24 protein-coding genes and 2 pseudogenes are annotated in these 23349 nt (G+C 58.0%); 16 read left to right on the top strand and 10 right to left on the bottom strand.

The genetic code is table 11. The annotated features are described in order from the left end of the window. Positions 1–6: 6 nt before the first annotated feature. Together LPQ25_RS12790 and hpxU are read right to left on the bottom strand one after the other, a co-directional pair. Positions 7–792: a transporter substrate-binding domain-containing protein gene (locus LPQ25_RS12790; RefSeq protein ID WP_004143665.1), complete on the bottom strand. Its 786-nt coding sequence runs from the start codon at positions 790–792 to the stop codon at positions 7–9. 214 nt (positions 793–1006) lie between these two features. Further along, a complete protein-coding gene (hpxU, locus tag LPQ25_RS12785; protein ID WP_014907570.1) occupies positions 1007–1846 on the bottom strand; it encodes a MurR/RpiR family transcriptional regulator HpxU in 840 nt (279 codons plus the stop codon). A gap of 179 nt (positions 1847–2025) precedes the next feature. On the opposite strand from hpxU, the gene hpxW reads away from it, so the two are divergent. The 5 genes from hpxW (at position 2026) to LPQ25_RS12760 (ending at position 6093) form a co-directional block, all read left to right on the top strand. Beyond that, complete coding sequence (gene hpxW, locus LPQ25_RS12780; protein WP_014907569.1) at positions 2026–3612, top strand: oxamate amidohydrolase; 1587 nt, start codon at positions 2026–2028, stop codon at positions 3610–3612. A gap of 10 nt (positions 3613–3622) precedes the next feature. After that, positions 3623–3808 carry an oxalurate catabolism protein HpxX gene (gene hpxX, locus LPQ25_RS12775; RefSeq protein ID WP_004176113.1) on the top strand — a complete coding sequence of 62 codons (186 nt, stop codon included), beginning with the start codon at positions 3623–3625 and terminating at the stop codon, positions 3806–3808. After that, positions 3805–5202, top strand: coding sequence for an AtzE family amidohydrolase (locus LPQ25_RS12770; protein ID WP_014907568.1), 1398 nt, complete (start codon positions 3805–3807; stop codon positions 5200–5202). Before hpxX ends, LPQ25_RS12770 begins: the two co-directional genes overlap by 4 nt. Further along, positions 5199–5585 carry an oxalurate catabolism protein HpxZ gene (gene hpxZ / locus LPQ25_RS12765; protein ID WP_002905421.1) on the top strand — a complete coding sequence of 129 codons (387 nt, stop codon included), beginning with the start codon at positions 5199–5201 and terminating at the stop codon, positions 5583–5585. Before LPQ25_RS12770 ends, hpxZ begins: the two co-directional genes overlap by 4 nt. Before the next feature lie 85 nt (positions 5586–5670). Beyond that, on the top strand, positions 5671–6093 hold the full coding sequence (locus LPQ25_RS12760) for a GNAT family N-acetyltransferase (protein ID WP_004212128.1): 423 nt from the start codon (positions 5671–5673) through the stop codon (positions 6091–6093). A 37-nt stretch (positions 6094–6130) separates the two neighbouring features. Here the strand turns inward: LPQ25_RS12760 and asd are convergent, their stop codons facing one another. Then, entirely contained in the window at positions 6131–7249 is a 1119-nt protein-coding gene (asd, locus tag LPQ25_RS12755) for an aspartate-semialdehyde dehydrogenase (RefSeq protein ID WP_014907567.1), read from the bottom strand. Positions 7250–7426: 177 nt separating this feature from the next. Here asd and LPQ25_RS12750 point away from each other — a divergent pair, with 177 nt between their 5' ends. From LPQ25_RS12750 to fabF, 5 genes are read left to right on the top strand one after another with little or no spacing between them, the layout of a single operon-like run. After that, entirely contained in the window at positions 7427–7573 is a 147-nt protein-coding gene (locus LPQ25_RS12750; protein WP_041169034.1) for a hypothetical protein, read from the top strand. Beyond that, the gene (locus tag LPQ25_RS12745) at positions 7570–8127 is read left to right on the top strand and encodes a winged helix-turn-helix transcriptional regulator (protein ID WP_014907566.1); all 558 of its coding nucleotides are present in this window, start codon (positions 7570–7572) and stop codon (positions 8125–8127) included. The genes LPQ25_RS12750 and LPQ25_RS12745 overlap by 4 nt, the downstream gene beginning before the upstream one ends. Continuing rightward, the gene (locus LPQ25_RS12740; protein WP_014907565.1) at positions 8111–9154 is read left to right on the top strand and encodes an HlyD family secretion protein; all 1044 of its coding nucleotides are present in this window, start codon (positions 8111–8113) and stop codon (positions 9152–9154) included. The genes LPQ25_RS12745 and LPQ25_RS12740 overlap by 17 nt, the downstream gene beginning before the upstream one ends. Next, positions 9151–10713, top strand: coding sequence for a DHA2 family efflux MFS transporter permease subunit (locus LPQ25_RS12735; protein ID WP_014907564.1), 1563 nt, complete (start codon positions 9151–9153; stop codon positions 10711–10713). The genes LPQ25_RS12740 and LPQ25_RS12735 overlap by 4 nt, the downstream gene beginning before the upstream one ends. Before the next feature lie 19 nt (positions 10714–10732). After that, positions 10733–12007, top strand: coding sequence for a beta-ketoacyl-ACP synthase II (gene fabF, locus LPQ25_RS12730; RefSeq protein ID WP_014907563.1), 1275 nt, complete (start codon positions 10733–10735; stop codon positions 12005–12007). A gap of 3 nt (positions 12008–12010) precedes the next feature. Here fabF and LPQ25_RS12725 read toward each other — a convergent pair. After that, positions 12011–12178 (bottom strand): annotated as a pseudogene (locus LPQ25_RS12725) (DMT family transporter); the annotation flags it as partial. A gap of 177 nt (positions 12179–12355) precedes the next feature. Between LPQ25_RS12725 and LPQ25_RS12720 the strand changes: the two are divergent. Both LPQ25_RS12720 and LPQ25_RS12715 read left to right on the top strand, forming a co-directional pair. After that, on the top strand, positions 12356–12712 hold the full coding sequence (locus LPQ25_RS12720; RefSeq protein ID WP_074184380.1) for an ASCH domain-containing protein: 357 nt from the start codon (positions 12356–12358) through the stop codon (positions 12710–12712). 202 nt (positions 12713–12914) lie between these two features. After that, complete coding sequence (locus tag LPQ25_RS12715) at positions 12915–13814, top strand: hypothetical protein (protein WP_014907561.1); 900 nt, start codon at positions 12915–12917, stop codon at positions 13812–13814. A gap of 459 nt (positions 13815–14273) precedes the next feature. On the opposite strand, the gene LPQ25_RS12710 is transcribed toward LPQ25_RS12715, so the two are convergent. Beyond that, positions 14274–15047, bottom strand: coding sequence for an AraC family transcriptional regulator (locus LPQ25_RS12710; RefSeq protein WP_004212113.1), 774 nt, complete (start codon positions 15045–15047; stop codon positions 14274–14276). A gap of 119 nt (positions 15048–15166) precedes the next feature. Here LPQ25_RS12710 and LPQ25_RS12705 point away from each other — a divergent pair, with 119 nt between their 5' ends. Continuing rightward, positions 15167–15892 (top strand): type 1 glutamine amidotransferase, encoded by a 726-nt coding sequence (locus tag LPQ25_RS12705; protein WP_004179976.1) that lies wholly within the window; start codon positions 15167–15169, stop codon positions 15890–15892. A 331-nt stretch (positions 15893–16223) separates the two neighbouring features. Next, positions 16224–16919: an alpha/beta fold hydrolase gene (locus tag LPQ25_RS12700; protein WP_004176102.1), complete on the top strand. Its 696-nt coding sequence runs from the start codon at positions 16224–16226 to the stop codon at positions 16917–16919. Positions 16920–17081: 162 nt separating this feature from the next. Here the strand turns inward: LPQ25_RS12700 and LPQ25_RS12695 are convergent, their stop codons facing one another. Continuing rightward, complete coding sequence (locus LPQ25_RS12695) at positions 17082–17306, bottom strand: hypothetical protein (protein WP_004179977.1); 225 nt, start codon at positions 17304–17306, stop codon at positions 17082–17084. A gap of 202 nt (positions 17307–17508) precedes the next feature. Next, positions 17509–18276, bottom strand: coding sequence for an AraC family transcriptional regulator (locus LPQ25_RS12690; protein ID WP_004189983.1), 768 nt, complete (start codon positions 18274–18276; stop codon positions 17509–17511). A 109-nt stretch (positions 18277–18385) separates the two neighbouring features. On the opposite strand from LPQ25_RS12690, the gene LPQ25_RS12685 reads away from it, so the two are divergent. Continuing rightward, a complete protein-coding gene (locus tag LPQ25_RS12685) occupies positions 18386–19177 on the top strand; it encodes a sulfite exporter TauE/SafE family protein (protein WP_014907559.1) in 792 nt (263 codons plus the stop codon). An 88-nt stretch (positions 19178–19265) separates the two neighbouring features. Here the strand turns inward: LPQ25_RS12685 and puuE are convergent, their stop codons facing one another. From puuE to LPQ25_RS12670, 3 genes and pseudogenes are all read right to left on the bottom strand, one after another. Continuing rightward, positions 19266–20198 carry an allantoinase PuuE gene (gene puuE, locus LPQ25_RS12680; protein ID WP_014907558.1) on the bottom strand — a complete coding sequence of 311 codons (933 nt, stop codon included), beginning with the start codon at positions 20196–20198 and terminating at the stop codon, positions 19266–19268. After that, positions 20083–20954: pseudogene (gene hpxA / locus LPQ25_RS12675) on the bottom strand (allantoin racemase). The gene puuE and the pseudogene hpxA overlap by 116 nt, the downstream one beginning before the upstream one ends. After that, positions 20954–21670, bottom strand: a complete 717-nt coding sequence (locus tag LPQ25_RS12670; RefSeq protein WP_014907557.1) for a GntR family transcriptional regulator — start codon at positions 21668–21670, stop codon at positions 20954–20956. The pseudogene hpxA and the gene LPQ25_RS12670 overlap by 1 nt, the downstream one beginning before the upstream one ends. Before the next feature lie 144 nt (positions 21671–21814). Between LPQ25_RS12670 and LPQ25_RS12665 the strand changes: the two genes are divergently transcribed. Further along, positions 21815–23311, top strand: a complete 1497-nt coding sequence (locus LPQ25_RS12665) for an NCS1 family nucleobase:cation symporter-1 (protein ID WP_004148447.1) — start codon at positions 21815–21817, stop codon at positions 23309–23311. Positions 23312–23349: the final 38 nt, after the last annotated feature.

Raw genomic sequence — 23349 nt, 5'->3', positions numbered from 1 at the left:
CAGACCTTACGCGCCGAGGCTGGCAGGCAGTGGCGCTTTCAGCCACTTCTCAGACAGACCGTTGAGGGTGCCGTCCTTAATGCCCTGCTCGATGAGGGTATCCACTTTTGCCTTCAGCGCCGGTTCGTTCTTTTTCAGACCGATAAAGCACGGCGAGTCCTTCAGCATAAAGCTCGGGACCGGCGCTTTGTCGGCGTTCTGCCGGGAGATAGCCGCCACCACCAGGTTTCCGGTGGCGACATACTGCACCTGACCGGACAGGTAAGCCGACAGCGTAGTGTTATTGTCCTCGTAGCGCTTAATCTGCGCCGCCTGCGGCGCCACGCTGGTCAGCACCATATCTTCCACCGCCCCACGGGTCACGCCGATGCTTTTGCCGCTCAGCGCGGCCGCGTCCTTCAGCTCCGCCCCTTTCGGGCCAAACACCCCGAGGAAGAACGGGGCGTAGGCGCGGCTGAAGTCGATCACCTTCTCGCGCTCGGCGTTCTTGCCGAGGCTGGAGATCACCAGGTCCACCTTATCGGTCTGCAGATACGGCACGCGGTTGGCGCTGGTCACCGGGACCAGCTGCAGCTTGAGCTTCATCGATTTCGCCAGATAGCGCGCCATATCGATGTCATACCCCTGCGGCTGCAGGTCGGTACCCACCGAGCCGAACGGTGGAAAGTCCTGGGGTACGGCAATGCGGATGACGCCGCGTTTTTCAATATCCTGGAGCTGGTCAGCCTGCGCGGCAGAAACAGACGATAGGAGACAAGCGGCCCCGGCCAGCGCGATCAACAGTTTCTTCATGATGTTTACCCGTTACGTTAGCATGAAACAAAAGATTCTTTGAATCTGTTTTTGCAACTAATGTGCCAGATACGGACGAGGCGAGGGTTGGCGAGGAATTAAAACAAAAAGTGAGAAAGGACAAGCGCTAACGGAAAAGTCCTCAGAGAGCGGCGGCGCCATCACGTGGTTTTTATTGCACCATAATAATGCACAGCACCACGCTGGCGCCCCATCAGCGTTGTTCCAGCTCGTCCAGCTGCTGGTAAAGCGTGGCGATCTCGTGGATGCGCGGACGACCGCTGTCGAGCGTTTCATGGAGAAAGGCATTGGCCAGCAGATTAATCAGGCTGTTGACCGAGGCATAGCTATCGTAGGCGGAGACGCTGTCCAGCGGCGCGCAGAGCTGCCAGCGGGAGAGCGGAAACAGGCTGTGGGCCTGCGGCTCGCACATTAACAGGACCGGCACCCCGTCGCGCTGCAGCTGCTGCAGCAGCGGGCGTACTATTCGCGGCCGGCGGCGAAACGCCATCATTACCACCAGATCATCGGCGGTCAGATCGACCAGCTCTTCGCTGAGACTCTGACCCGGCTGGGGCAGCACCAGCACCTGGCCGCGGGCCTGCAGCAGCTGCTGGCGCAGATGCAGCGCCGCCGGATAGGCGTTGCGCATGCCAATCACCACAATGCGGCGGGCGGCCACCATCGCCGTCAGCGCCTCATCGAACTGGCGGGCGTCGAGGGCGTTGACCCACTGGGTGAGGTTTGCCATCTCCTGCTTATAATGGCGCGCCAGCAGCGTGTTACCCTGCACCGCGTCGCGCTGGTCGGTGAGCGGCATCCCGCTCTGACGCAGAGTGCGCAGTTCATCGCGCATATCCTTATATTTGTCGTAACCGAGGCGCTTAAACAGCCGGCTGACGGTGGCTTTCGACACGCCGCTCAGCTGCGCCAGCTCGGCGCTGTTGTAGCTTATCAGGTCGTCAAAGTGGTCAAAGATGAAATCCGCCACCCGCTGCTCCTGCGGCGACAGCGAGGCGTATTGCCCTTTCAGTCGTTCATCGAGTTGTTGCATAGCGCCCCTGTAACTTTCGTTTCATCATCCATTCCTCATCATACTGTATCTGCTATGCCTTACACATAGCGTGCCAGTGGGAAAATTCTGGTCATCGTTTTTATCAATGAAACGAAACGTTCAGAGATGGAACAGCTTTTGCAGTGTTCTGCGGGTGATTCGTTCAGAAAGGATAATTTATGCACAGTAGCAACGTTTCGACCCACGGCATGGCGGTGGCCCCCCACCACCTCGCCAGTCAGAGCGCGCTGGCGATCCTGCGCGAGGGCGGCAGCGCCATTGAAGCGATGGTGGCTGCCGCGGCGGCCATCGCCGTCGTCTATCCCCATATGAATGGCCTCGGCGGCGATGGCTTCTGGCTGATCGTGCCGCCTGAGGGAGACCCCATCGCCATTGACGCCAGCGGGGCCGCCGGATCGCTGGCGACCCTCGAGGCCTACGCCGGACAGCGGCATATTCCCCACCGGGGACCGCAGGCCGCGCTGACCGTCGCCGGCACCGTCAGCGGCTGGGACGAGGCGCTGCGTATTTCACGGGACTTAACCGGCCGCGCGCTGCCGGTGGCCCGCCTGCTGGCCGATGCGATCGGCTATGCCGAAGACGGCATTCCGGTCACTGCCTCGCAGGCCCACGCCACCGCCAGCAAACTGGAAGAGCTGCGCCATCAGCCGGGCTTCAGCGAAACCTGGCTGGTCGCGGGCGAGGCCCCGCGGCCCGGCAGCCGCTTCCGCCAGCCCGCCCTCGCCGGTACCCTGCGCATGCTGGCCAGCGACGGTCTCGACAGTTTCTATCGCGGGCCGCTGGCCGAGCGTCTCGCGCAGGGTATGGCCGCGCTGGGGATGCCGATCACCCTCGGCGACCTGCAGGCCCACCGCGCCCGGCGTCCGGGGCCGCTGACGCTCCAGCACCAGCAGGGCACGCTGTGGAATCTTGCGCCGCCGACGCAGGGACTGGTGTCGCTGGCGATCCTTGGCATCACCGACCGCCTGAACATGGCCGATGCCGACGACGCGCAAACGGTGCACCGTATCGTCGAAGCCACCAAGCGGGCATTTGCCCTGCGCGATGCGCATATCACCGATCCACGCCATCTGGATGTGGATGTACAGGCGTTGCTCACCCCGGAAGCCCTGCAGCCGCTGGCCGACAGCATCGACGACGCCAGCGCTTCCCCCTGGGGCCGCGGCAAAGGCCCGGGCGATACCGTCTGGATGGGCGTCGTGGATGACAGCGGACTGGCAGTGTCATTTATTCAGAGTATCTATCACGAGTTCGGCAGCGGCGTGGTACTCCCGGACACCGGGATCGTCTGGCAAAACCGCGGGGCGGCCTTCAGCCTCGACCCGCAGCATCTCCTGGCGCTGGCCCCTGGCAAACAGCCATTCCACACCCTCAACCCTGCCGCCGCCCGCCTGAACGATGGCCGGGTGATGGTCTATGGCTCGATGGGCGGCGACGGTCAGCCGCAAACGCAGGCGGCGCTGTTTACCCGCTATATCCTGCAGGGGGTGCCGTTGCAGGAGAGCATCTCCCGTCCGCGCTGGCTGCTGGGCCGCACCTGGGGCCAGTCCTCCGACTCACTGAAGCTGGAGGGACGCTTTGCCCCCGCCTGTATCGCTCGCCTGCGCGAGCTGGGGCACGACGTAGAAGTGCTGGCCGATTTCAGCGAAGCGATGGGCCACGCCGGGGCCATTGTCCGCCATCCCAACGGTCTGCTTGAAGGGGCGACCGATCCTCGCAGCAACGGCGCCGCCGCCGGGTACTAAGGAGCAGACCATGACCACACAGCCAGACTGGAGCGAGTATCTGACGCAGATGACTCACCTGTTGGATATGGAGCTGGATGCGCCGCGCCGTAAGGAGCTGGAGCGCCAGTTTGCCCGCATCGCCGCCATGGCGCAGCCGCTGATGGACTATCCCCTCGGGCCGCGCGAGGAGATTGCGGGGGTGTATAAAGCATGACTCTTCAACACTTCACCATTGCCGATCTCCAGCGTGCGCTGCACGATGGCGAACTGAGCGCCCGGGAGATCGCCCGCCAGACGCTGGACGATATCGCCCGCGTGAATCCGCAGATCAACGCCTGGACCGAGGTCACCGCCCAGCGCATGCTGGCGGAGGCCGACAGCATCGACGCCCTGCGCCGGGAAAAGCGCCCCCTGCCGCCGCTGGCAGGCATTCCTTACGCAGTGAAAAATCTGTTTGATGTCGCCGGGCACACCACCCTCGCCGGCGCCGAACTGCTGAGCGATCGGCCGCCGGCAGCCAGCGACAGCTGGGCGGTGCGCCAGCTGCACAGCGCCGGCGCCCTGCTCAGCGGGATGCTCAATATGGACGCCTACGCCTACGGCTTCACCACCGAAAACAGCCACTATGGCGCGACGCGCAACCCGCACGATCTGTCGCGGATCGCCGGCGGTTCTTCCGGCGGTTCGGCCGCGGCGGTGGCGGCCGGGCTGGTTCATTTCAGCCTCGGCAGCGACACCAACGGCTCGATCCGTGTCCCCGCGTCGCTGTGCGGGATCTTTGGCCTGAAACCCACTTTCGGTCGCCTGTCGCGCTCTGGCAGCCATCCGTTTGTCGCCAGTCTGGATCATATTGGTCCTTTTGCCCGCCGGGTGGCCGACCTCGCCGCGGTGTATGACGCCCTGCAGGGGCGCGACCCGGCCGATGACTTTCAGGCTGATAAAGCCAGCGAGCGCACCGGCAACATGCTGGAGCGCGGACTGGAGGGGCTGCGCTGCGCGCGGCTGGGGGGCTATTTCACCACCTGGTGCGATGACGACGCCCGGGCGGCCGTGGAGCGGGTCGCCCACGCGCTGAGCGCCGACAGCGAGCTGCAGTTCGCGGATGCCGCCCTGGCCCGCTCGGCGGCCTTTATCATCAGCGCCAGCGAAGGCGGCAATCAGTACCTGACGGATCTTCGCCACTCGCCCGAGCGCTTTGAACCTCACTCCCGCGAGCGGCTGCTGGCCGGCGCGATGATCCCCTCCGCGTGGTATCTGCAGGCTCAGCGTTTTCGCCGTCATGCTCGCCAGGCAATGAAATCCCTGTTCAGCCAGGCCGACGTGCTGATCGCCCCGGCCACCCCATGCAGCGCCACGCCAATAGGCGCGGAGGAGATGGTGATTAACGGCCAGCCGCTGCCGGTGCGCGCCAGCATGGGAATGCTGACGCAGCCGATCTCCTTCCTCGGTCTGCCGGTGGTGACCGTGCCCCTGCGTACCGCCAGCGGCAAGCCGATTGGCCTGCAGCTGATTGCCGCGCCGTTTAACGAACAAGCCTGTCTTCGCGCCGCGCGGGCGCTGGAAGCGATGGGCATTACCGATGCCCGAGTGGCGGAGAGTGCAGCATGATCAATCTGGATAATGTAGACCGCCCGGCGATCCTCGCCGAGGTGACGGCGGCGTTTTATCAGTATGAAGAGGCGCTGGTCAGCAATAACATCGAGGCGCTGGATGCGCTGTTCTGGCACGACCCGCGCACCGTACGGCTGGGAGCCGGCGAAAATCTGTATGGCATCGAGGCGATCCGCGCCTTTCGCGCCGCCCGCCCCGCCGCCGGTCTGGCCCGCGACCTGCGCCATACCACCATCACCACCTTTGGCGCGGACATGGCGGTGTGCAGCACCGAGTTTACCCGTGAAGGCAGCGCCCGCCTTGGCCGCCAGCAGCAAACGTGGGTGCGCTTTCCCTACGGCTGGCGGATTGTCGCCGCCCAGGTCAGTCTGATGGACTGAGTGGCGTATACGGGAGCGGACCGGAGAATAAGGTATCCACCGGCCCGCTTCCGGTCCGGTAACATGTTATTTGGAGTCGAAGATCATGGTGTTCATCAGAGCGGCTGAAGCAGAAGATATCCCCTCGCTGCAAACGCTATTTCTGCAGCTGGGCTATCAGACGGAGACGGCGATCTTAGCGCAACGCATCACTGCCCCGCAGAGTATGATGAGTGCGCTGGTGGCGGAAACAGAAAACGCCGTGTGTGGCGTAATCGTTATCAATTTTATTTTACCGGTACATGAGAACCGTTTATGGGCATTAATTTCCGCGCTGGTCATCGAGGAATCGTCACGTGGATCAGGGATAGGCCAGCAGCTTCTCCAGGCCGCAGAGCGCCTCGCCCGCGATAAACAATGCGCTCAGATCGAGCTTTCAAGTAGTGAAAAAAGAATCAGAGCGCATCAATTTTATGAAAATAACGGCTACAAGGAGGTTCGCAAACGCTTCGTTAAACATTTGTCTTAACCGCCTGCGCGCGAGGGCTTTCCCCGGATGACCGTAACTATATTTTGCCCAGCAGGATATTTAACATGCGGCGCAGGGGTTCCGCCGCCCCCCACAATAGCTGATCGCCAACCGTTAACACCGAGTAGACTGGGTCATTATTTAGCGACATTTTCTTGTAGCGGCCAATACCTACCTGCAGCGAACCACTAATAGCAGCCGGGGTCAATTTACTGACACTCTCTTGCTTATTATTGCGGACATAGTTTACCCACGGATGGGAATGGGTGACTAACTCAGCAAATTCTGCTTCGCTGACCTCACGTTTAAGTTTCAGCGTAATCGCCGCGCTGTGACAGCGGATCACCCCGACCCGAATGCATAAACCATTGACCGGGATGGTACCCGGCGCAAGGCCAAGAATTTTATTAGTTTCCGCCTCGCCCTTCCATTCTTCGCGGCTGTTTCCATCGCCCAGATCGCTGTCGATCCACGGAATGATGCTGCCCATGAGGGGGACGCCAAAATTCTCCACCGGCATGCCCGCGCTGTTAATCAACTCACTCACTTTATTTACCAATGGCAGCACGGAACCTGATGATGTCAGTTCATCAGCGGATAAATGCTGACTGATATAAGCGCTTTGCGCTATTAATTCCCGCACCTGTTTGGCGCCCGCCCCGGAGGCAGACTGATAGGTCATCACGCTCATCCATTCGATAAGATCCGCTTTTATCAGCCCGGCCAACCCCATCAGGCTCAGCGTAATGGAGCAGTTGCCGCCGACAAACAGTTTAATTCCCGCTTTTACCGCACTATCGATATTTTCGCGGTTGACCGGGTCGAGAATAATGCAGGCTTTTTCATCCATCCGCAGCGCCGAAGCCGCATCAATCCAGTAACCTTGCCAGCCATGGTTAATTAACGCCGGATAGATGGCTTTGGTATAATCCCCGCCCTGACAGGTGATGATGATATCCATTTCGGCGAGTGCGCTAAGGGAATTCGCATCTTTCAGCCTGTCGCTTTTACCATTAATAACCGGGCCCGGGGCACCCGCACTGGAGGTACTAAAAAAATGCGCTGTAATATCGTCGAAATCATTTTCTTCGATCATGCGTTGCAACAATACTGAGCCCACCATCCCTCGCCAACCAACAATACCCACCTGCTTCATTTATTTAACCTTTATAAGTTATGAGAATGTTAATTTGAGTGTCGCCATACCTCATATCGTATCCCCCAATAAAGGTCATTACCCAGCACATCGATTTTTATCATTATTAAAATGTTTCATCTGCCATCAGCGATATTTATCTCTTATTACGGTCAAGCAGATATAAGGCGGCGGCGACTGTCCAGTTTTCGGCATTCAAAGGTAAAACGGCGTAGCGAAACGGCAGCGGCTTCTTCTCCGAGTACCATGAAGGGTAACTTGCATTTTGATAGTGACTATGTCAATTTGCTGGCAAAAGCCACCTGGTTACTGGACAGCCCATGAAAAATGAACCGCTTTGCCACGCTCCCTGCCCCATCGCCCGCAGCCTTGGCCGCATCGGCGACAGCTGGAGCATCATGATCCTGCGCGATGCCTTCGCGGGCTTTACCCGCTTTGACGAGTTCCAGAAAAGCAGCAACGTCGCGCCCAATATTCTGTCGCGCCGCCTGAAGGCGCTGGTCGATGACGGACTGCTGGAGAAGGTGTGCTACAGCAGCACCCCGCCGCGCTACGAATACCACCTCACGCCGCGCGGCCGCGATTTCCGCATGGTGCTGCTGGCGCTGGCGGAATGGGGTAACCGCCACTTCGCCCCCGAAGGCCGTCAGATGCAGTTGGTGGAAACCGCCACCCAGCGACGGGTGGAGCCAGTCATGGTGGATAAAGCGACTGGGGAAGAGATTATCCCGGGTAAATACGCCATGGTGCCGGGCCCCGCCGCCTCGCCGCTGATGAAATATCGTCATGAATATCTGCTGCGCAAACGCGAAGGCGATAGCGGACAAAAATTCCAACCGGAACCTTACAGAGATGCCAGCAATGAATCCGGCCAGTAAGAAAAGCGTCCTCGTTCTGGCGGCCCTGGGGGCTGCCGCCCTGGCGGCAGCGAGCTACGGCGCTTACTGGTGGCATACCGGGCGCTTTATGCAGACCACCGATGATGCCTATGTCGGCGGCGACATTAGCGCCATCTCCAGCAAAGTCTCCGGCTATATCCAGCAGCTGGCGGTGCAGGACAATATGGCGGTGAAAAAAGGTGACCTGTTGATCCGCATTGACGACCGCGATTATCGCGCCGCCCTCGCGAAAGCCGCCGGAGAAGTGGCGGCGCAGCAGGCCGCGCTGGCCGATATCCAGGCTACCCGCCAGCTTCAGCAGGCGACCATTGCCGGCTCTGCGGCCTCGTTACTGGCCGCCACGGCGGCAACCGAAAAACTGGCTAACGACAACCGACGCTATAACGCCCTGGCCGCGTCGAGCGCGATTTCCGCACAGATCCGCGATAACGCCTCCGCCGATTATCGCCGGGCGCACGCCGAGCAGGAGAAGGCCAAAGCGGATAAAACCGTGGCCGAACGTCAGCTGGCGGTGCTGGATGCTCGCCAGCAGCAAATCCTGGCTGCCCTGGCGCAGGCCCAGGCTAACCTCGAGATGGCCAGGCTGAACCTCAGCTATACCGACATTCGCGCACCGTTCGATGGGGTGATTGGCAACCGCCGCGCGTGGTCCGGCTCCTTCGTCAGCAGCGGTACGCAGCTGCTCTCCCTGGTACCCGCGCACGGCCTGTGGATTGACGCTAACTTCAAGGAAAACCAGCTGGCGCATATGCGTGCCGGCCAGCCGGTGACCATCGTCGCCGATGTGCTGCCGAACCATACCTTTAAGGGGCATGTCGCCAGCCTGGCGCCGGCGACCGGCTCACGCTTCAGCATTCTGCCGGCGGAGAACGCGACCGGGAATTTCACTAAAATCGTGCAGCGGGTGCCGGTCCGCATTGCGCTGGAAGGTGACGGGGCAAAGCTTGACGTCCTGCGCCCGGGACTGTCGGTGATCGTCACCGTGAACGAAAAGAGCCCTCGATGAGCACCGTTCAGGCGCTGTCCGCCCCGCAGGGTCTGTCGATGCCGACGGCGAAGAAGATCTTCGCCTTCGCCAGCATGTGCGTGGGGATATTTATTGCCCTTATCGACATCCAGATCGTCTCCGCCTCGCTGCGGGATATTGGCGGCGGCCTGTCGGCGGGCGACGATGAAACCGTCTGGGTACAAACCAGCTACCTGATCGCCGAGATCATTATTATCCCGCTTTCCGGCTGGCTGGCCCGGGTCATGTCGACCCGCTGGCTGTTTGCCGCTTCCGCGGCGGGCTTCACGCTGATGAGCCTGCTGTGCGGCTGGGCGTGGAACATCCAGAGTATGATCGCCTTCCGCGCCCTGCAGGGACTGGCGGGCGGGTCGATGATCCCCCTGGTGTTCACCACCGCTTTCGCCTTTTTTCAGGGCAAACAGCGGGTCATCGCCGCGGCGACGATCGGCGGCCTGGCCTCCCTCGCCCCTACGCTGGGTCCAACGGTGGGCGGCTGGATCACCGAAAACTACAACTGGCACTGGCTGTTCTTTATCAACGTTGTTCCGGGGATTTACATCGCGGTGGCAGTGCCGCTGCTGGTAAAAGTAGACAGCGCCGCCCCCACTCTGCTGCGCGGCGCCGACTATCTCAGTATTCTGCTGCTGGCCTTGTCCCTCGGCTGCCTGGAATATACCCTCGAAGAAGGTCCGCGCTGGGGCTGGTTTGATGACGCGACCCTGACGACCACCGCCTGGGTCGCCCTGCTCTGCGGCGTGGCCTTTGTAATCCGCACCCTGCGCCATCCGCAGCCGGTGATGGATCTCCGCGCCCTGCAGGATCGAACCTTCAGCCTCGGCTGCTATTTCTCGTTTATGGCCGGCGTCGGCATCTTCGCCACCATCTATTTAACCCCGCTGTATCTGGGGAGCGTGCGCGGTTTCAGTGCGCTGGAGATCGGCCTGGCGGTATTTTCCACCGGTCTGTTCCAGGTCATGTCTATTCCGTTTTATTCGTGGCTCGCCAACCGCGTCGATCTGCGCTGGCTGCTGATGGCCGGGCTGATCGGCTTTGCGGTGTCAATGTACAGCTTTGTTCCGATCACTCACGACTGGGGGGCGGACCAGTTGCTGCTCCCGCAGGCCTTTCGCGGACTGGCGCAGCAGTTTGCCGTCGCGCCAACGGTGACCCTGACGCTGGGCAGCCTGCCGCCCGCGCGCCTGAAGCTGGCCTCCGGGCTGTTTAATCTGATGCGCAACCTCGGGGGCGCCATCGGCATCGCCCTGTGCGGCACGGTGCTTAACGACAGAACCAATCTGCACTATAGCCGCCTGGCGGACCATCTGAATAACGCCAACCTGGCAATGAGCGATTTTGTTCAGCGCAGCGCGGCAAACTTCACCGTCCAGGGGATCTCGCCGGATGCCGCGCAGACGGCGGCGCTGAAAAATCTTTCCGCGCTGGCGCTGCGGGAGGCGCGAACCCAGGCCTTTTCCGATGCGTTCTACCTCATCATGATGGGTTTTTTACTTGCCGCGCTGCTGGTTCCCTTGATGAAAAAGCCGCCGGCACACTGATACTACAGGAGAGTTAACTATGGGCGTTTCCGTTAAACGCATTGTCGTCACCGGGATGGGGATTGTCAGCCCGCTGGGCTGCGGCGTACAGCACGTCTGGCAGTCGCTGCTGGCAGGTAAATCCGGGATCACCCGACTCAGCGAGCAGCTGGTCGCGGATATTCCCTGCAAAGTGGCTGGCCAGGTGCCGTCCATTGACAGCGATCCGCTGCACGGCTTCGACCCGCTGGCGACCATCCCGGCGAAAGAGCGCAAAAAGATGGATCGCTTTATTGAGTTTGCGCTGGTCGCCGCCCGCGAAGCGCTGGCCCAGGCCGGTTGGTCGCCAGCATCCGAGGCCGAACAGGAACGCACTGCCACGGTGATCGCCACCGGGATCGGCGGGTTCAGCGAGATCGCCAATGCGGTACATACCACCGATGAACGCGGGCCGCGTCGTCTCTCGCCGTTCACTATCCCCTCTTTTCTGGCCAACCTGGCCGCCGGGCATGTGTCTATCGCCCACGGCTTCCGGGGCCCCATCGGCGCGCCGGTCACCGCCTGCGCAGCGGGCGCCCAGGCCATTGGCGATGCGGCGCGGATGATCCGCAGCGGCGAGGCGGATATTGCCCTCTGCGGCGGCGCGGAAGCGGCAATTCATCGCGTTAGCCTGGCCGGGTTTGCCGCGGCAAGGGCGCTGTCCAGCGCCTACAGCGACCAGCCGGAAAGCGCATCCCGCCCCTTTGACCGCGACCGCGATGGATTTGTGATGGGAGAAGGCGCCGGGCTTATCGTGATCGAGTCGCTGGAGCACGCGCTGGCGCGCGGGGCCACGCCGCTGGCCGAGCTGGTGGGCTACGGCACCAGCGCAGATGCTTATCACCTGACCGCGGGCCCGGAAGACGGGAACGGCGCACGTCGGGCCATGGAGATCGCTATTCGCCAGGCCGGGGTGACCGTCGAAGAGATTGACCATATCAACGCCCACGCCACCTCGACGCAGGTCGGTGATAAAGGTGAACTGGCGGCGATTAAAACGCTGTTTGGCGTCCATCCGGTCGCTATTACCTCGACGAAATCCGCCACCGGCCATCTGTTAGGCGCGGCCGGCGGGATCGAGGCCATCTTCACCATTCAGGCGCTGCGTGACCAGGTGGTGCCGCCGACGCTGAACCTGCATCACCCCGATGAAGAGGCGGCAGGTCTCCATCTGGTGGCGCTGCAGGCCCGCCCGCAGAAGATGCGTTACGCGCTGTCGAACGGTTTTGGCTTTGGCGGCGTTAACGCCAGCCTGCTGCTGAAACGCTGGGAATAATCGTCAGCTCCCCCGCGGTACTGGCCGACGGGGGATTTCCACCGTTGCGGCTTTTGCCCTGCTGCTGGAGTAAATCAAGTACAACGCAATACCCAGGGAGACAATGGCGCCGATTCGGCTCATCGAGAATGGAATCGACGCATTGTCCAGCCAGCCGAAGTTATCGATCAAGGTCAGTTTTGAGCGAAGAACGGACCACACTATCTAAAGAATGATATCGCCTATTATGTTGGGACCGCTCATGTTAAAAAAGGGATAGCTTTTCTTTTCATTGACGATAACGAAGGAATTTTCATGGTTGAGGTTGAGAAAATAAAAAAGAAATATCCCGGCGCAGATGCCTGGCAAATGGGTGACAGTCCGCAACTGGCTAACGAGCTTGCTGACTTGATCAAAAAAGGGATCAAAACGGCCTCTTGCGGATCTTTTGCCTCTTACCAGCAGGAAGAATCTGCCCCGAGAATTGGGAGTTATAACATTATTCTTGATGGCCAGAATGTTCCAGTTTGCGTGATCAGACTGATTTCGATGCAGCTGGTTCGTTTTTGTGATGTCACTGAAGCGTTCGCCCGCAAAGAAGGTGAAGGCGATTTAAGCCTTGAATACTGGAAGAAAGAGCATCAGAGATTTTTCAGCTCTGAAGGTCATTTTTCTGAAGATATGGAGTTGATCGCAGAAGAATTTGTAGTGGTTGAGGTGCTGTGAGACAAGGTCTACGGGCTGACGTTTTATCACTGACCACTCATAACAATGTTCGCTTCTGGCGCGGAGCGGACAAGCTGTCGAGCTAAAGGTCCGCATTGAGCAAAGAGCTGACGTGCCAGCTATAATTGGTAATAAAGTGAGAGTAGAACTATTCTGATTTGTTTAAAAAAACATTTTTACATCCAAGGGCAAAATATTTTTTATGCTATCTTACATGCTCTCTCAATATGCCAGGCTACCTGTGCCTGAAGTTACTCTACGTTCATGGTTAAAACAATGGTTGTCAGAGCAGGAATCGAGGTGTACAGACAGAAGTTTCTCAGCGCGATTTCCCTGGAGAGAAACTGGATTATGTCAGGAATATTTTTTACAACGAAAACTCAGAATTGATGGAAAGCAATTTCTTACTGGCCCCCGTTATCAGGGCGGAAATATTAACAAACCTTTTATTGATATTGTAGGTATGGATTCTGACCTAAATCATACTGCATTAGAACTCATTAGTAAGGAATGGTCACAACTCAGAGCTCAGTATGTCCGCATTCTTGTGCCAGGCCAGTCCTTCCCGCAGGGTATTCCCGACCAGTATATATATGCCACTTCTTTTTCTGAACCCCCTGAATTCAATGATAAATCTCTTACTTTGCAAGTGGCGACATACGAAGATTTTGACTGGTGTTGTCAGGCCCTGGGTGATGCCTATAAGCATACATGGCAGACAGTTCGCGAACTGTCTGCAAGCAATTTGGTAGCAGTTGATGACGAAGAGTTGTGTGACCATATTTCTGAGAGAGAAGTATATATTATCTATGAAAACGATGTTCGCGCCGGGTTGCTAATATGCCAGAAAGGAAACCTCGCTTTTCTGAGAGGATATCGTATTACTGACAAAGTAATACTTCCTGCTTTTCGTGGTCGATCATTGTCGGCCCGAGCGCAACGCCTGCTGTACCGATTATTAACTCATTCCGATTCGGAACTATCCATGTATATGGGCACAATTATTCCGGAGAATATCCCCTCGATGAAAACTGCAGAAAGAGCGGGACGAACTTGCATCCTAAGTTATCAATTTCTACCCATCTGCAGAACCCACGATTAACATCAACGCTAATTTATCATCAGCCTACTTCCGCTTTTGGCACACAGGGACGTGCAGGGCCCGGGAGTACTCCCCTGGACGCATTAATGGGCAGGATGTGATTGTTGCGCAGGCTATCATATGGCGTGAGGTACAGCAGAATCAGGCTTCGTAGCAATGAGGGGCTCACAGCGTCCGGAATCCACCCGGTGCCGTAAATCACCGTAAGGTCTGTCATAAGGTAATTTCATCACGCATCGCGACACCTTTTTTCTTCATGCAGGCCTTCTCTTTCACGGTTTGTCAGAACTGTGGACCGCAGTAATCTCCACTCCGTGCTTTAATCAATGAGAGTGTGTCGGGTGCAAATTAAACTACCTTTCTCAACAGCAAAGGCGGGATACCCCTACCCTCGCAGGGTTTCTGCGTCTGGTAATATGCCCATGACAGTCTCAAAGACCGCTTTGAGGGTTTCCCGGTTTAAGGCACATAATCGCGTGGCGTTGCCCCCAAAATGCAGCGAAAAGCAGCGGTAAAGGCCGCCGGGCATGAGAAACCAAGCTGGTAAGCGACCTGTTTGATTGGAACACCGTTCGCGAGAAGATCCAACGAAGCGCAAATTCTGGCTCTCTGCTTCCATGTTCTAAAACTAAAGCCTGTATCCTTCATAAACAAGCGGGAAAAGGTCCGTTCCGACATGGCCGACATAAAAGCCAGCTCGCTCAGCGATGCTTCCCAGCGCTGATTGACCAGTAGCGATCTGGCCGCGCTGAATAATCGCTCATCATTCGGCATGGGAAGCGCCATCGTTAAAGGTGGAGCCTCGCTGAGAATTTCCAGAAGCAACAACGCTATCTTCCGTTGACTCGGTCTGGCGTAGTCCTCACTGAACAGCCCTGCGATAAGCTCTTTGACTAAGGGCGTAGCCGTGATCACATGCACCTGCTGACTCTTCGTAAAGCTCGTACATTCTGCGATAAGGCTACTGCTGAAATAGATCGCCCTGAGATCGGTTTGTGAAAGCAGATGATAACTATGGATATGCAGAGGCGGTAGCCATAATGCCCGCTGAGGAGGGATCACCCAACGGTCGCTCTCTGTTTGCACCAGCATAACCCCTCTGGTGGCGAAGAGTAGCTGCCCCTCAACATGATGATGGGGAGGATCTGCCTCGCCGCGTTGATAGCTTATCGCAGTACTGGACCAGCCTGTGGCTTCATCATGTCTTGGCGCTTTATCTATACTACCTGGCATTTCAGATTTAGCCCCTGCCATTATCATATCGAAACTGGAACCACCCGGAGTAGAGCCTTAGGCAATGGGTGCGTGACTTATCATTCTGATCATCAAAGATATTACAGGAGCTTAACCTCATGCGTGTACACTTTATCGTACATGAAAGTTTTGAAGCCCCGGGCGCATATGAAACCTGGGCAATAAACCAGGGTCATGATGTAACTTACTCACGCGTCTATGCAGGCGATCGGCTACCTGATGACGCCGTAGGCATCGATTTTCTTATCGTTATGGGCGGTCCGCAAGATCCGGACACCACGCTTGAAGCGTGCCCGCACTTTAATGCTAAAGCGGAACAGGCGCTGATTGCTTTCGCGGTTAAAACCGGTAAGGCGGTGATCGGTATCTGCCTGGGTTCACAGCTCATTGGTGAAGCGCTGGGCGCGCCGTTCTCTCATAGCCCGGAAAAAGAGATTGGTAAATTCCCGATCACATTGACCGAAGACGGCAGGAAGGATGAGATGTTCTCTCACTTTGGGAAAACACTGGAAGTGGGTCACTGGCATAACGATATGCCAGGTTTGACGCCAGAGGCTAAAATTATCGCTTACAGCGAAGGCTGTCCGCGGCAGATCGTTGCCTATTCAGACCGCGTCTTTGGTTTCCAGTGCCACATGGAGCTCACATTGGACGTTGTAGAACGGCTGATCGCTCATTCTGAGAAAGACCTGAGCCGTGCAGCAGAATATCGTTTCGTTGACACGCCTGAAGCGCTCCGGGCGCACGATTACAGTGAAATGAATCAAGTACTTTTTGGCTTTTTGGATAAGCTGGAAGCACGTTACAAAGCAGCGCAAGCATAATGTCATGCTCGGTAAGCTTGCCATCGGTTTTGATTTTAATGTCCGCTCCTGGCACAGAGCGGACAAGCTACCTGATTTGAAGGTCCGCTATGAGCGAGAAGCGGAAAAGTGCTCTGGTAGGTTGTACACGGACCTGGGCATTAGAGCTTGCTCAATTCGGGATCAGCCTGTTGATGGTGGAGGAAGCCAGGGAGAACGTTAGAAACGTTCAGAAACTCTGTGGAAATAGACAAACGCCTATCCAGGGCTGCAATTTGATATTGTCGCTGTTAGTAAGATATTTTTAACCTGTCTTATCCAATAAATACACTGATGCATTTAAGCGAGAATTATGAGTTTAAAGCCGCGTAGAATCGTTTTAATTCCTGGGTTTATGCTGAATGAAATGCTTTGGCATGAATTTGAAACATATCTCCCGTCAAACTGTATTGTTCATCATGCAGCTGTAACTGAAGGACGAACCATTCATGATGTAGTGCAGCATTTGATTACTCTTCTGCCTGAGAAGTTTTCTTTGATAGGTTTTTCGATGGGAGGATATATTGCCCGACAACTGGCAGCAGAATTCCCTGAACGTGTAGAGTCCTTAGTGCTTATTGCCAGTTCCTTACGGGAAGATACGCCGTTAGAAGCTGAAGCAAAGCGGAAAAGCGTGCAGTCATTGTCCCCCACAACCTTTAAGGGGCTGAGCAGACATGCTATTGCCCGGTCACTCCACCCTCTAAACACATCAAATCAGGATATGATTTCAGCTATCCAGAAAATGGGATGCTCTCTGGGATTTGAAGCCTTCATCACGCAATCATCCTTATCCAGGCAAGGTATACCTTCTGCAACGATACGTTGTCCAACGCTGGTTATCGCCAGTGAAGATGATGCCATCCGTTCGATGAAGGAGGCAGAAGAATTGGTCGAAGCCATACCTTATGCGTCGTTAAGAATCATTCTGGATTGCGGCCATATGATTCCGCTCGAACAGCCCAGGGAGTTGGCAAGAATTATTGTTGAATGGATCCCTGCTACGTAAATTATTGGGGGTTTATCCGGCAAAAATCCGGATTTACTTCATCGGGGTAAGTTCCGCTCCTGGCTCAGAGCGGACATTCCCCTTTGCCGACGTGAAAACCGCTATTGCCTGACCTCATTCTGGTCAGCCAGATGTTCTGTCCCGCCGCCCTGCCGGCGGCCTCTATCTCAGTAATACCTGTATCAGTTGAACGACGATATACACTCCCGCTACCACCTGTATGATTCGAAATCCCCATCTCAGATAGCGCCATTGATAACGTTCGCTGGCATCAGCGGCTTCAATTGCGGGATCATAGCGTTTTCTTTTCCTGGTTCTGAAGGTATCGAATCCCCACAGGACGAGAAGAATGATGATGATGATTTTTTCAATGATAAGATGGTTCACAAAGAGAGACTCCGGTCTTCTCACGGTTACAGGCAGAATAGATAAACCGCCTGGATGTAGCCACCACTAAATGTAGGGGTACCTGAAAACGAAGCCAGGCCTTCCTGGATTATCTGTCTTATGACCGCGTAAACGCATAGCAACGCCATAAAAGCGACATTCTTTTCCGACACATGCTGCGGGAGTCCCCTTCTCCGACGCCTCAGGCTGGGTGATAAAACGACGGCGGCTGCCCGGTCACGCGGCGGAACATGGTGGCGAAAGAGGACGCATTGTCGTATCCAAGGGATAATGCCACTTCGTTCACCGGTTTGCCTGCTATCAACCATGCCAGGGCGCTCACCACGCAGGCTCGCTGTCGCCAGGCGGAAAACGACAGGCCCAGCTGCTTCAGGAAATGGCGGCGAAAGGTACTAGGACTCATAAACAGCGCCCTGGCCCAGCGCGCCGCAGGATCATGGATAGAGGGGTTAAGCAAAAAAGCCTGACAAAGCGCCAGCAGCGCCGGATGCTGCGGCAACGGAATGTCAAATTCGCGGACCGGCATGGCGGCCAGTTCCAGCAACATCAACTGTATCAGCGTGCGATCGCGTGGGCTGTCGTACAACGGTGGTAAATCCACAGCCTCAAGCAGTAGCTGGCGCAACAGCGGCGAGACGCTGATCACTTCGCAACGACGGTGTTTAATGAAAGCGGCCACACAATCTGGCTCAATATACAAGCTACGCGTGGTCACCCCTGCAAATCTGACGGCATGCACGGTTTCAGGGGGGATCCAGACAGCGTGTTGCGGAGGAACCACCCATTCTCCGTCTTGCGTAGTGACATACATCAGTCCGGTCGCGCCATACAGTAGCTGTGCGCGACGATGCTGGTGCGGGGGCAGGATAAATCCCTGCGCATAGTCATTACCTAACGCCACCACATCACGATCGAGTCGATCGAACTCGTCAATTTTTACGTTGCGCACACCTGCCTCCCTCTGACCGATTTACAAAGGTAATTGAGCGCTACGCAAATGGGAAGCAGTACGCGACCGGTATAAGCTGCTCGCTCATTTTCAGGTCGGGGATACTCTCTTGAATGAGATCGTTATTATTGCGCTGGCAGGCTTTACTACCGGCATTACCACGGTGCTGTTCGGCTTCGGCGGCGGCTTTGTGGTGGTGCCCTTTGTCTATCAACTGATGCTCCGGCAGCCGGCGATCGCGGGCAACGCCATGCATGTCGCAGTGGCTACCTCAACGGCAGTGATGATATTTAACGCCGGCTGGGTCAGCTATCGAAACTGGCGGGCGGGCAGGCTTGCCGCGCAGACGCTGTTTCCGTTGTTATGGTTTATTGCCATTGGGGCGGTGGTGGGCTCCTGTCTGGCGGGGATATTGAGCGAGAATATTGTTCGCGCGCTGTTTATTCTCTATATGCTGGCAACCATCAGCGATTGTTTGTTGCGCAAGGGTTTTTTCACGGGCAGCGCTCGGCGTCGCCTGTCCCTGCCAGTGGTCACCGGCGGCGGTGTGATTATCGGTACGATCGCCGCATTGCTGGGCGTGGGCGGCAGCGTCATGACGGTGCCCCTGCTACGGCGACACGGGTATGCAATGCAGGAGTGCGTTAGCGCATCCAACCCGCTTTCTTTGCCCGTGGCGCTATGCGGGGCTGTGACCTATGCCGCCATTGGCTGGCACAGCATTCCGCTGAGCGGATTTCTGGGGTTTATCAGCCTGAAAATTTTAGGCCTGCTCGTCCTGACCGGCTGGGCCGGGATAGTGTTTAGCCGCAGGGCAATCCCTGCGGTACCTGATGTATGGTATGCGCGCATCTATGTGCTGCTGCTGTGCCTGGTACTCCTCGCCATGCTTATTCAATAATCAAATTACATTCTGGTGAACCGGTGTAACAGACGCGACCGGGCGGAGCCCTCTCCCTGGAGAGAGGGCCAGGATCAGGGGGCAAAAGCTACCCGCGATACGGATGGGTTTCGCGCCAGTGGTTGGCAATCTGCTGCCGGGTGCAGACCCACACCTTGTCGTGCTGCTGGATATAGTCAAGGAAACGCTGCAGCGCGCGGAATCGGCCCGGGCGCCCCAGCAGCCGGCAGTGCATTCCCACGGACATCATCTTCGGCGCGGTTTCACCCTCGGCGTACAGCACGTCAAAGCTGTCTTTCAGATAGGTATAAAACTGCTCCGCGGTGTTGAATCCCTGGGCGGTGGCGAAGCGCATGTCGTTGGCGTCGAGGGTATAAGGCACGATCAGGTGCGGCCGCTGGCTGCCGTCGCTGCAGGCCACTTCGCTCCAGAAAGGTAAATCATCGCCGTAATAATCGCTGTCGTAGTCAAAGCCGCCGTGCTCCACCACCAGCTGGCGGGTGTTAGGGCTGTCGCGGCCGGTATACCAGCCGGTGGGCGGTTTGCCGAACAGGTCGGTCAGTACCTGCACCGCTTTTTGCAGATGCGCGCGCTCCTCGGCGATATCCATGTGCTGATAGTGGATCCAGCGCCAGCCGTGGCTGACCACATCGTAATCCGCGGCCTTGATCGCCGCCACAATCTCCGGGTGCCGCGCCAGCGCCATCGCCACGCCGAAAACCGTCAACGGCAGCCCGCGCTGGCTGAACTCGCGATGGATGCGCCAGAACCCTGCCCGGCTGCCGTACTCATAGAGTGAATCCATCGACATATGGCGCGCCGGGTAGCTGGCGGCGCCGATAATATCGGACAGGAACTGTTCCGAACCCGCATCGCCATGCAGGACGTGATTCTCCGCGCCTTCCTCATAGTTGAGGACAAACTGCACCGCGATCCGCGCCCCGCCCGGCCAGCGCGCGTGCGGCGGCTCCCCTGCGTAACCTCGCAGATCGCGAGGATAGTGTTCCTGGTTCTCTCCCATCTCCTGCCCCTTTTAAAATGGATTTAACGACTGAAACTGTCCGCTTAACGCTTTTTTCTCCGGGAACGCTAAGTCCCCATGCTTGCTGGTCGCCAGGCCCAGCGCGACCAGCGACTCCACCATCTTCACCGCCGCGCTGACGCCATCGATCACCGGCACCCGCAGCTCGCGGGTCAGCTCCTGCGCCAGGGTCGCCATCCCGCCGCAGCCAAGAACAATCGCCCCGCTACCATCCTCTTTCAGCGCGCGAATGCAGCGCTCACGCACTTTCTCCTGCGCCAGGCCGCTGCCGTCTTCCAGAGCCAGCACCGGCAAGTCAATGGCGTGCAGCGCCGCGCAGTGTTGATGAAATCCGTACTGGTGCAGTAAATGACGGGCGATGATCAACGTGCGCGGCAGCGTGGTCACAATGGAGAAACGGGTGGCGACCATCGTCGCCATATGCATTGCCGCCTCCGCGATACCGATCACCGGCCCCTGGGCCAGCTCCCGCGCCGCCAGCAGCCCCGGGTCGCCGAAGCAGGCGATCACATGCCCATCCACCCCCTGCTCGCGTCCGGCCCTGATCTGCTCCAGCACGCCGACCGCCGCGATGGCTTCGTCAAAGTGGCCCTCAATTGACGGCACCCCGGCGCGGGGACAGACCGCAAGGATCTCGGTGCCCGGCGCAGCGACCGCACGCGCGGCGGCGCCTATCGTTTCGGTCATCGCCAGGCTGGTGTTGGGGTTAATCACTTGTATCCGAACGGAAGACATCACGACTCCTTGTGGCCGGCGAACAGCCGGGAAAAATCGGGCAGGCTGACGCCATCGCGCTCGAAGCACAGGCTGGCGACAATATGATCAAAATGGTGCATCAGCGCCTCGCTGAGCGGCTGCAGGGCTTTATCCCGCAGCAAACCGACCAGCTGCTGGTGATCGTCGCAACGGCAGCCCTGTCGCCAGGGGGCGCCCCAGGCGGCAATCACTAAAGAGGAGCGCTGGCTGAGGCGGGTCACCATCTCGGTGAGCACCGGGTTGCCGGAGATAGCCTGCAGCTGAATATGAAAGTCAGCGGAGTGGCGGATCGCCGCCGGGCCGTCGTGCGCCGCATGGGCCTGCTGTTCACGCTGAATAATGTTCTCCAGCGCCGCCAGATGCGGCGGCTGACAGCGCGCGATTACATCGGGGAGATTGGCGACCTCGAGCAGCGCCCGGGTGCGAAAGATCGCCTGGGACTCTTCCACGCTCGGGCTGGCGACGTGTGCACCACGTTTGGGCGTCAACGTGACCAGTTGCACAGCGGCGAGTCGTTGCAGCACCTTTCTGATGCCGGTGCGGCTCACGGCGAACACCTCCGCCAGCGCCTCTTCCGGCAGTTTGCTGCCCGGCGGCAGCTGATGTTCGACGATAGCCGTCATCAGCGCCTGGTAAATGCTTTCGTCCTTGTCCTGCAGCGCTGGCGCGGCCTGGAGACGATGTTCATTATTCATTAACCCACTCCGGTTTCACTTATCGATAGCAGATCGTATACATAAAATTTATTTTTTGTATACAAGATTCATCATTCTGGCCTGGATCCTGCAATAGCCTCAGCAATCCATATCAAAGGGTTTTCATTCAGAGGAGCAGGTTTCATGCCACATTCATCCCACACGCAGCAGACGAAGACTCACGAGGCGGCCGCCGGCTACAGTCCGCGGCTATGTAATGACGATCTGGCGCCGACCCGCGACCAGAACTGGAGCTGGTACAATATCTTTTCATTCTGGATGTCGGACGTGCACAGCATGGGCGGCTACGTAGTGGCGGCGAGCTTCTTTACGCTTGGGCTGGCCAGCTGGCAGGTTCTGCTCTGCCTGCTGGTGGGCATCTGTATTGTCCAGCTGTGCGCCAACCTGGTGGCGAAGCCGAGCCAGATGGCCGGGGTGCCTTACGCGGTGATTTGTCGTCAGGCGTTTGGCGTTTTCGGCGCCAATATCCCGGCGGTGATCCGCGGGCTGATCGCCTTTGCCTGGTATGGCATTCAGACCTATCTGGCGGCGAATGCCCTGATGCTGGTCCTGCTCAAGTTCTGGCCCTCCCTAGCCTCGCTGACCAGCAGCAGCTTTCTCGGGCTGTCGCCCCTCGGCTGGCTGTGCTTCGCCACTATGTGGCTGCTGCAGGCGATGGTGTTCTGGCATGGCATGAACGCCATCAAACGCTTTATCGATATCGCTGGTCCGGCGGTTTATGTGGTGATGCTGGCGCTGGCCGGCTGGATTGTATACAAGACTGGTCTGGACGGTATCTCCTTTACCCTCGCCAGCAAATCCCTGAGCGCCGGCGAGCAGACCTGGCAGATGATCACCGCCACGGCGCTGGTGGTCTCCTACTTCTCCGGGCCGCTGCTTAACTTCGGTGACTTTTCCCGCTACGGCAAAAGCATGGGCGAGATCCGCCGCGGTAACCGCTGGGGACTGCCGTTTAACTTCCTGCTGTTCTCGGTGGTGACCGTGGTGATTGTCTCCGGCACCCAGTCGCTGTTCGGCAAAATGATCACTGACCCGATCGAAACCGTCAGCCGCGTGGGTAACGATCTGGCGGTGGCCATCGGCCTGCTGACCATGATTACCGCCACCATCGGCATTAATATCGTGGCTAACTTCGTCTCGCCGGCCTTCGATTTTTCCAACTGCGCCCCGCAGAAAATCAGCTTCCGTACCGGCGGGATGATTGCCGCGGTGGGCTCGATACTTCTGACGCCGTGGAATCTGTTTAACTCGCCGGAGTTGATCCACTATACCCTCGACGTACTGGGCGCCTTTATTGGCCCGCTGTTTGGCATCCTGATCGCCGACTTCTACCTGATCAAACGCGGCCGGGTGTCAGTGGACGATCTGTTTGACGATACGCCGCAGGGTAAATACTGGTACCGCAATGGCTTTAACCCGAAAGCGATTGCCGCCCTGCTGCCGTCGGTGGGCCTGGGGCTGATTATCAGCTTTATACCGGCCCTGCATGAAGTGGCGAACTTCAGCTGGTTTATCGGCGTCTTCCTCGGCGCCACCGCCTACCGCTGGCTGGCTCGCGACGAGCGCGAAGTGCAGGCGAAAGCCGCCTTCCGCTCCGGCGCGGTGGCGCAAAAAGAGTAACCTTCCCCTTCTGCCGCGGCGTCTGGCCGCGGCAGGCT

The organism is Klebsiella sp. KPN54798 (assembly GCF_021184225.1).
Lineage (GTDB): Bacteria > Pseudomonadota > Gammaproteobacteria > Enterobacterales > Enterobacteriaceae > Klebsiella > Klebsiella pneumoniae.
The sequence above is the reverse complement of the archived record's forward strand: the minus strand, read 5'-3'. Positions and strand labels throughout refer to the sequence as shown.

Coding starts and splice junctions, on each gene's coding strand:
- LPQ25_RS12790 (WP_004143665.1), bottom strand. CDS start 792: ATGAAGAAACTGTTGATCGCGCTGGCCGGGGCCGCTTGTCTCCTATCG.
- LPQ25_RS12705 (WP_004179976.1), top strand. CDS start 15,167: ATGCGTGTACACTTTATCGTACATGAAAGTTTTGAAGCCCCGGGCGCA.
- hpxW (WP_014907569.1), top strand. CDS start 2,026: ATGCACAGTAGCAACGTTTCGACCCACGGCATGGCGGTGGCCCCCCAC.
- LPQ25_RS12715 (WP_014907561.1), top strand. CDS start 12,915: ATGCTATCTTACATGCTCTCTCAATATGCCAGGCTACCTGTGCCTGAA.
- LPQ25_RS12760 (WP_004212128.1), top strand. CDS start 5,671: ATGGTGTTCATCAGAGCGGCTGAAGCAGAAGATATCCCCTCGCTGCAA.
- LPQ25_RS12665 (WP_004148447.1), top strand. CDS start 21,815: ATGCCACATTCATCCCACACGCAGCAGACGAAGACTCACGAGGCGGCC.
- LPQ25_RS12740 (WP_014907565.1), top strand. CDS start 8,111: ATGAATCCGGCCAGTAAGAAAAGCGTCCTCGTTCTGGCGGCCCTGGGG.
- LPQ25_RS12735 (WP_014907564.1), top strand. CDS start 9,151: ATGAGCACCGTTCAGGCGCTGTCCGCCCCGCAGGGTCTGTCGATGCCG.
- LPQ25_RS12670 (WP_014907557.1), bottom strand. CDS start 21,670: ATGAATAATGAACATCGTCTCCAGGCCGCGCCAGCGCTGCAGGACAAG.
- hpxU (WP_014907570.1), bottom strand. CDS start 1,846: ATGCAACAACTCGATGAACGACTGAAAGGGCAATACGCCTCGCTGTCG.
- LPQ25_RS12710 (WP_004212113.1), bottom strand. CDS start 15,047: ATGCCAGGTAGTATAGATAAAGCGCCAAGACATGATGAAGCCACAGGC.
- asd (WP_014907567.1), bottom strand. CDS start 7,249: ATGAAGCAGGTGGGTATTGTTGGTTGGCGAGGGATGGTGGGCTCAGTA.
- fabF (WP_014907563.1), top strand. CDS start 10,733: ATGGGCGTTTCCGTTAAACGCATTGTCGTCACCGGGATGGGGATTGTC.
- hpxX (WP_004176113.1), top strand. CDS start 3,623: ATGACCACACAGCCAGACTGGAGCGAGTATCTGACGCAGATGACTCAC.
- LPQ25_RS12700 (WP_004176102.1), top strand. CDS start 16,224: ATGAGTTTAAAGCCGCGTAGAATCGTTTTAATTCCTGGGTTTATGCTG.
- LPQ25_RS12770 (WP_014907568.1), top strand. CDS start 3,805: ATGACTCTTCAACACTTCACCATTGCCGATCTCCAGCGTGCGCTGCAC.
- hpxZ (WP_002905421.1), top strand. CDS start 5,199: ATGATCAATCTGGATAATGTAGACCGCCCGGCGATCCTCGCCGAGGTG.
- LPQ25_RS12720 (WP_074184380.1), top strand. CDS start 12,356: ATGGGTGACAGTCCGCAACTGGCTAACGAGCTTGCTGACTTGATCAAA.
- puuE (WP_014907558.1), bottom strand. CDS start 20,198: ATGGGAGAGAACCAGGAACACTATCCTCGCGATCTGCGAGGTTACGCA.
- LPQ25_RS12745 (WP_014907566.1), top strand. CDS start 7,570: ATGAAAAATGAACCGCTTTGCCACGCTCCCTGCCCCATCGCCCGCAGC.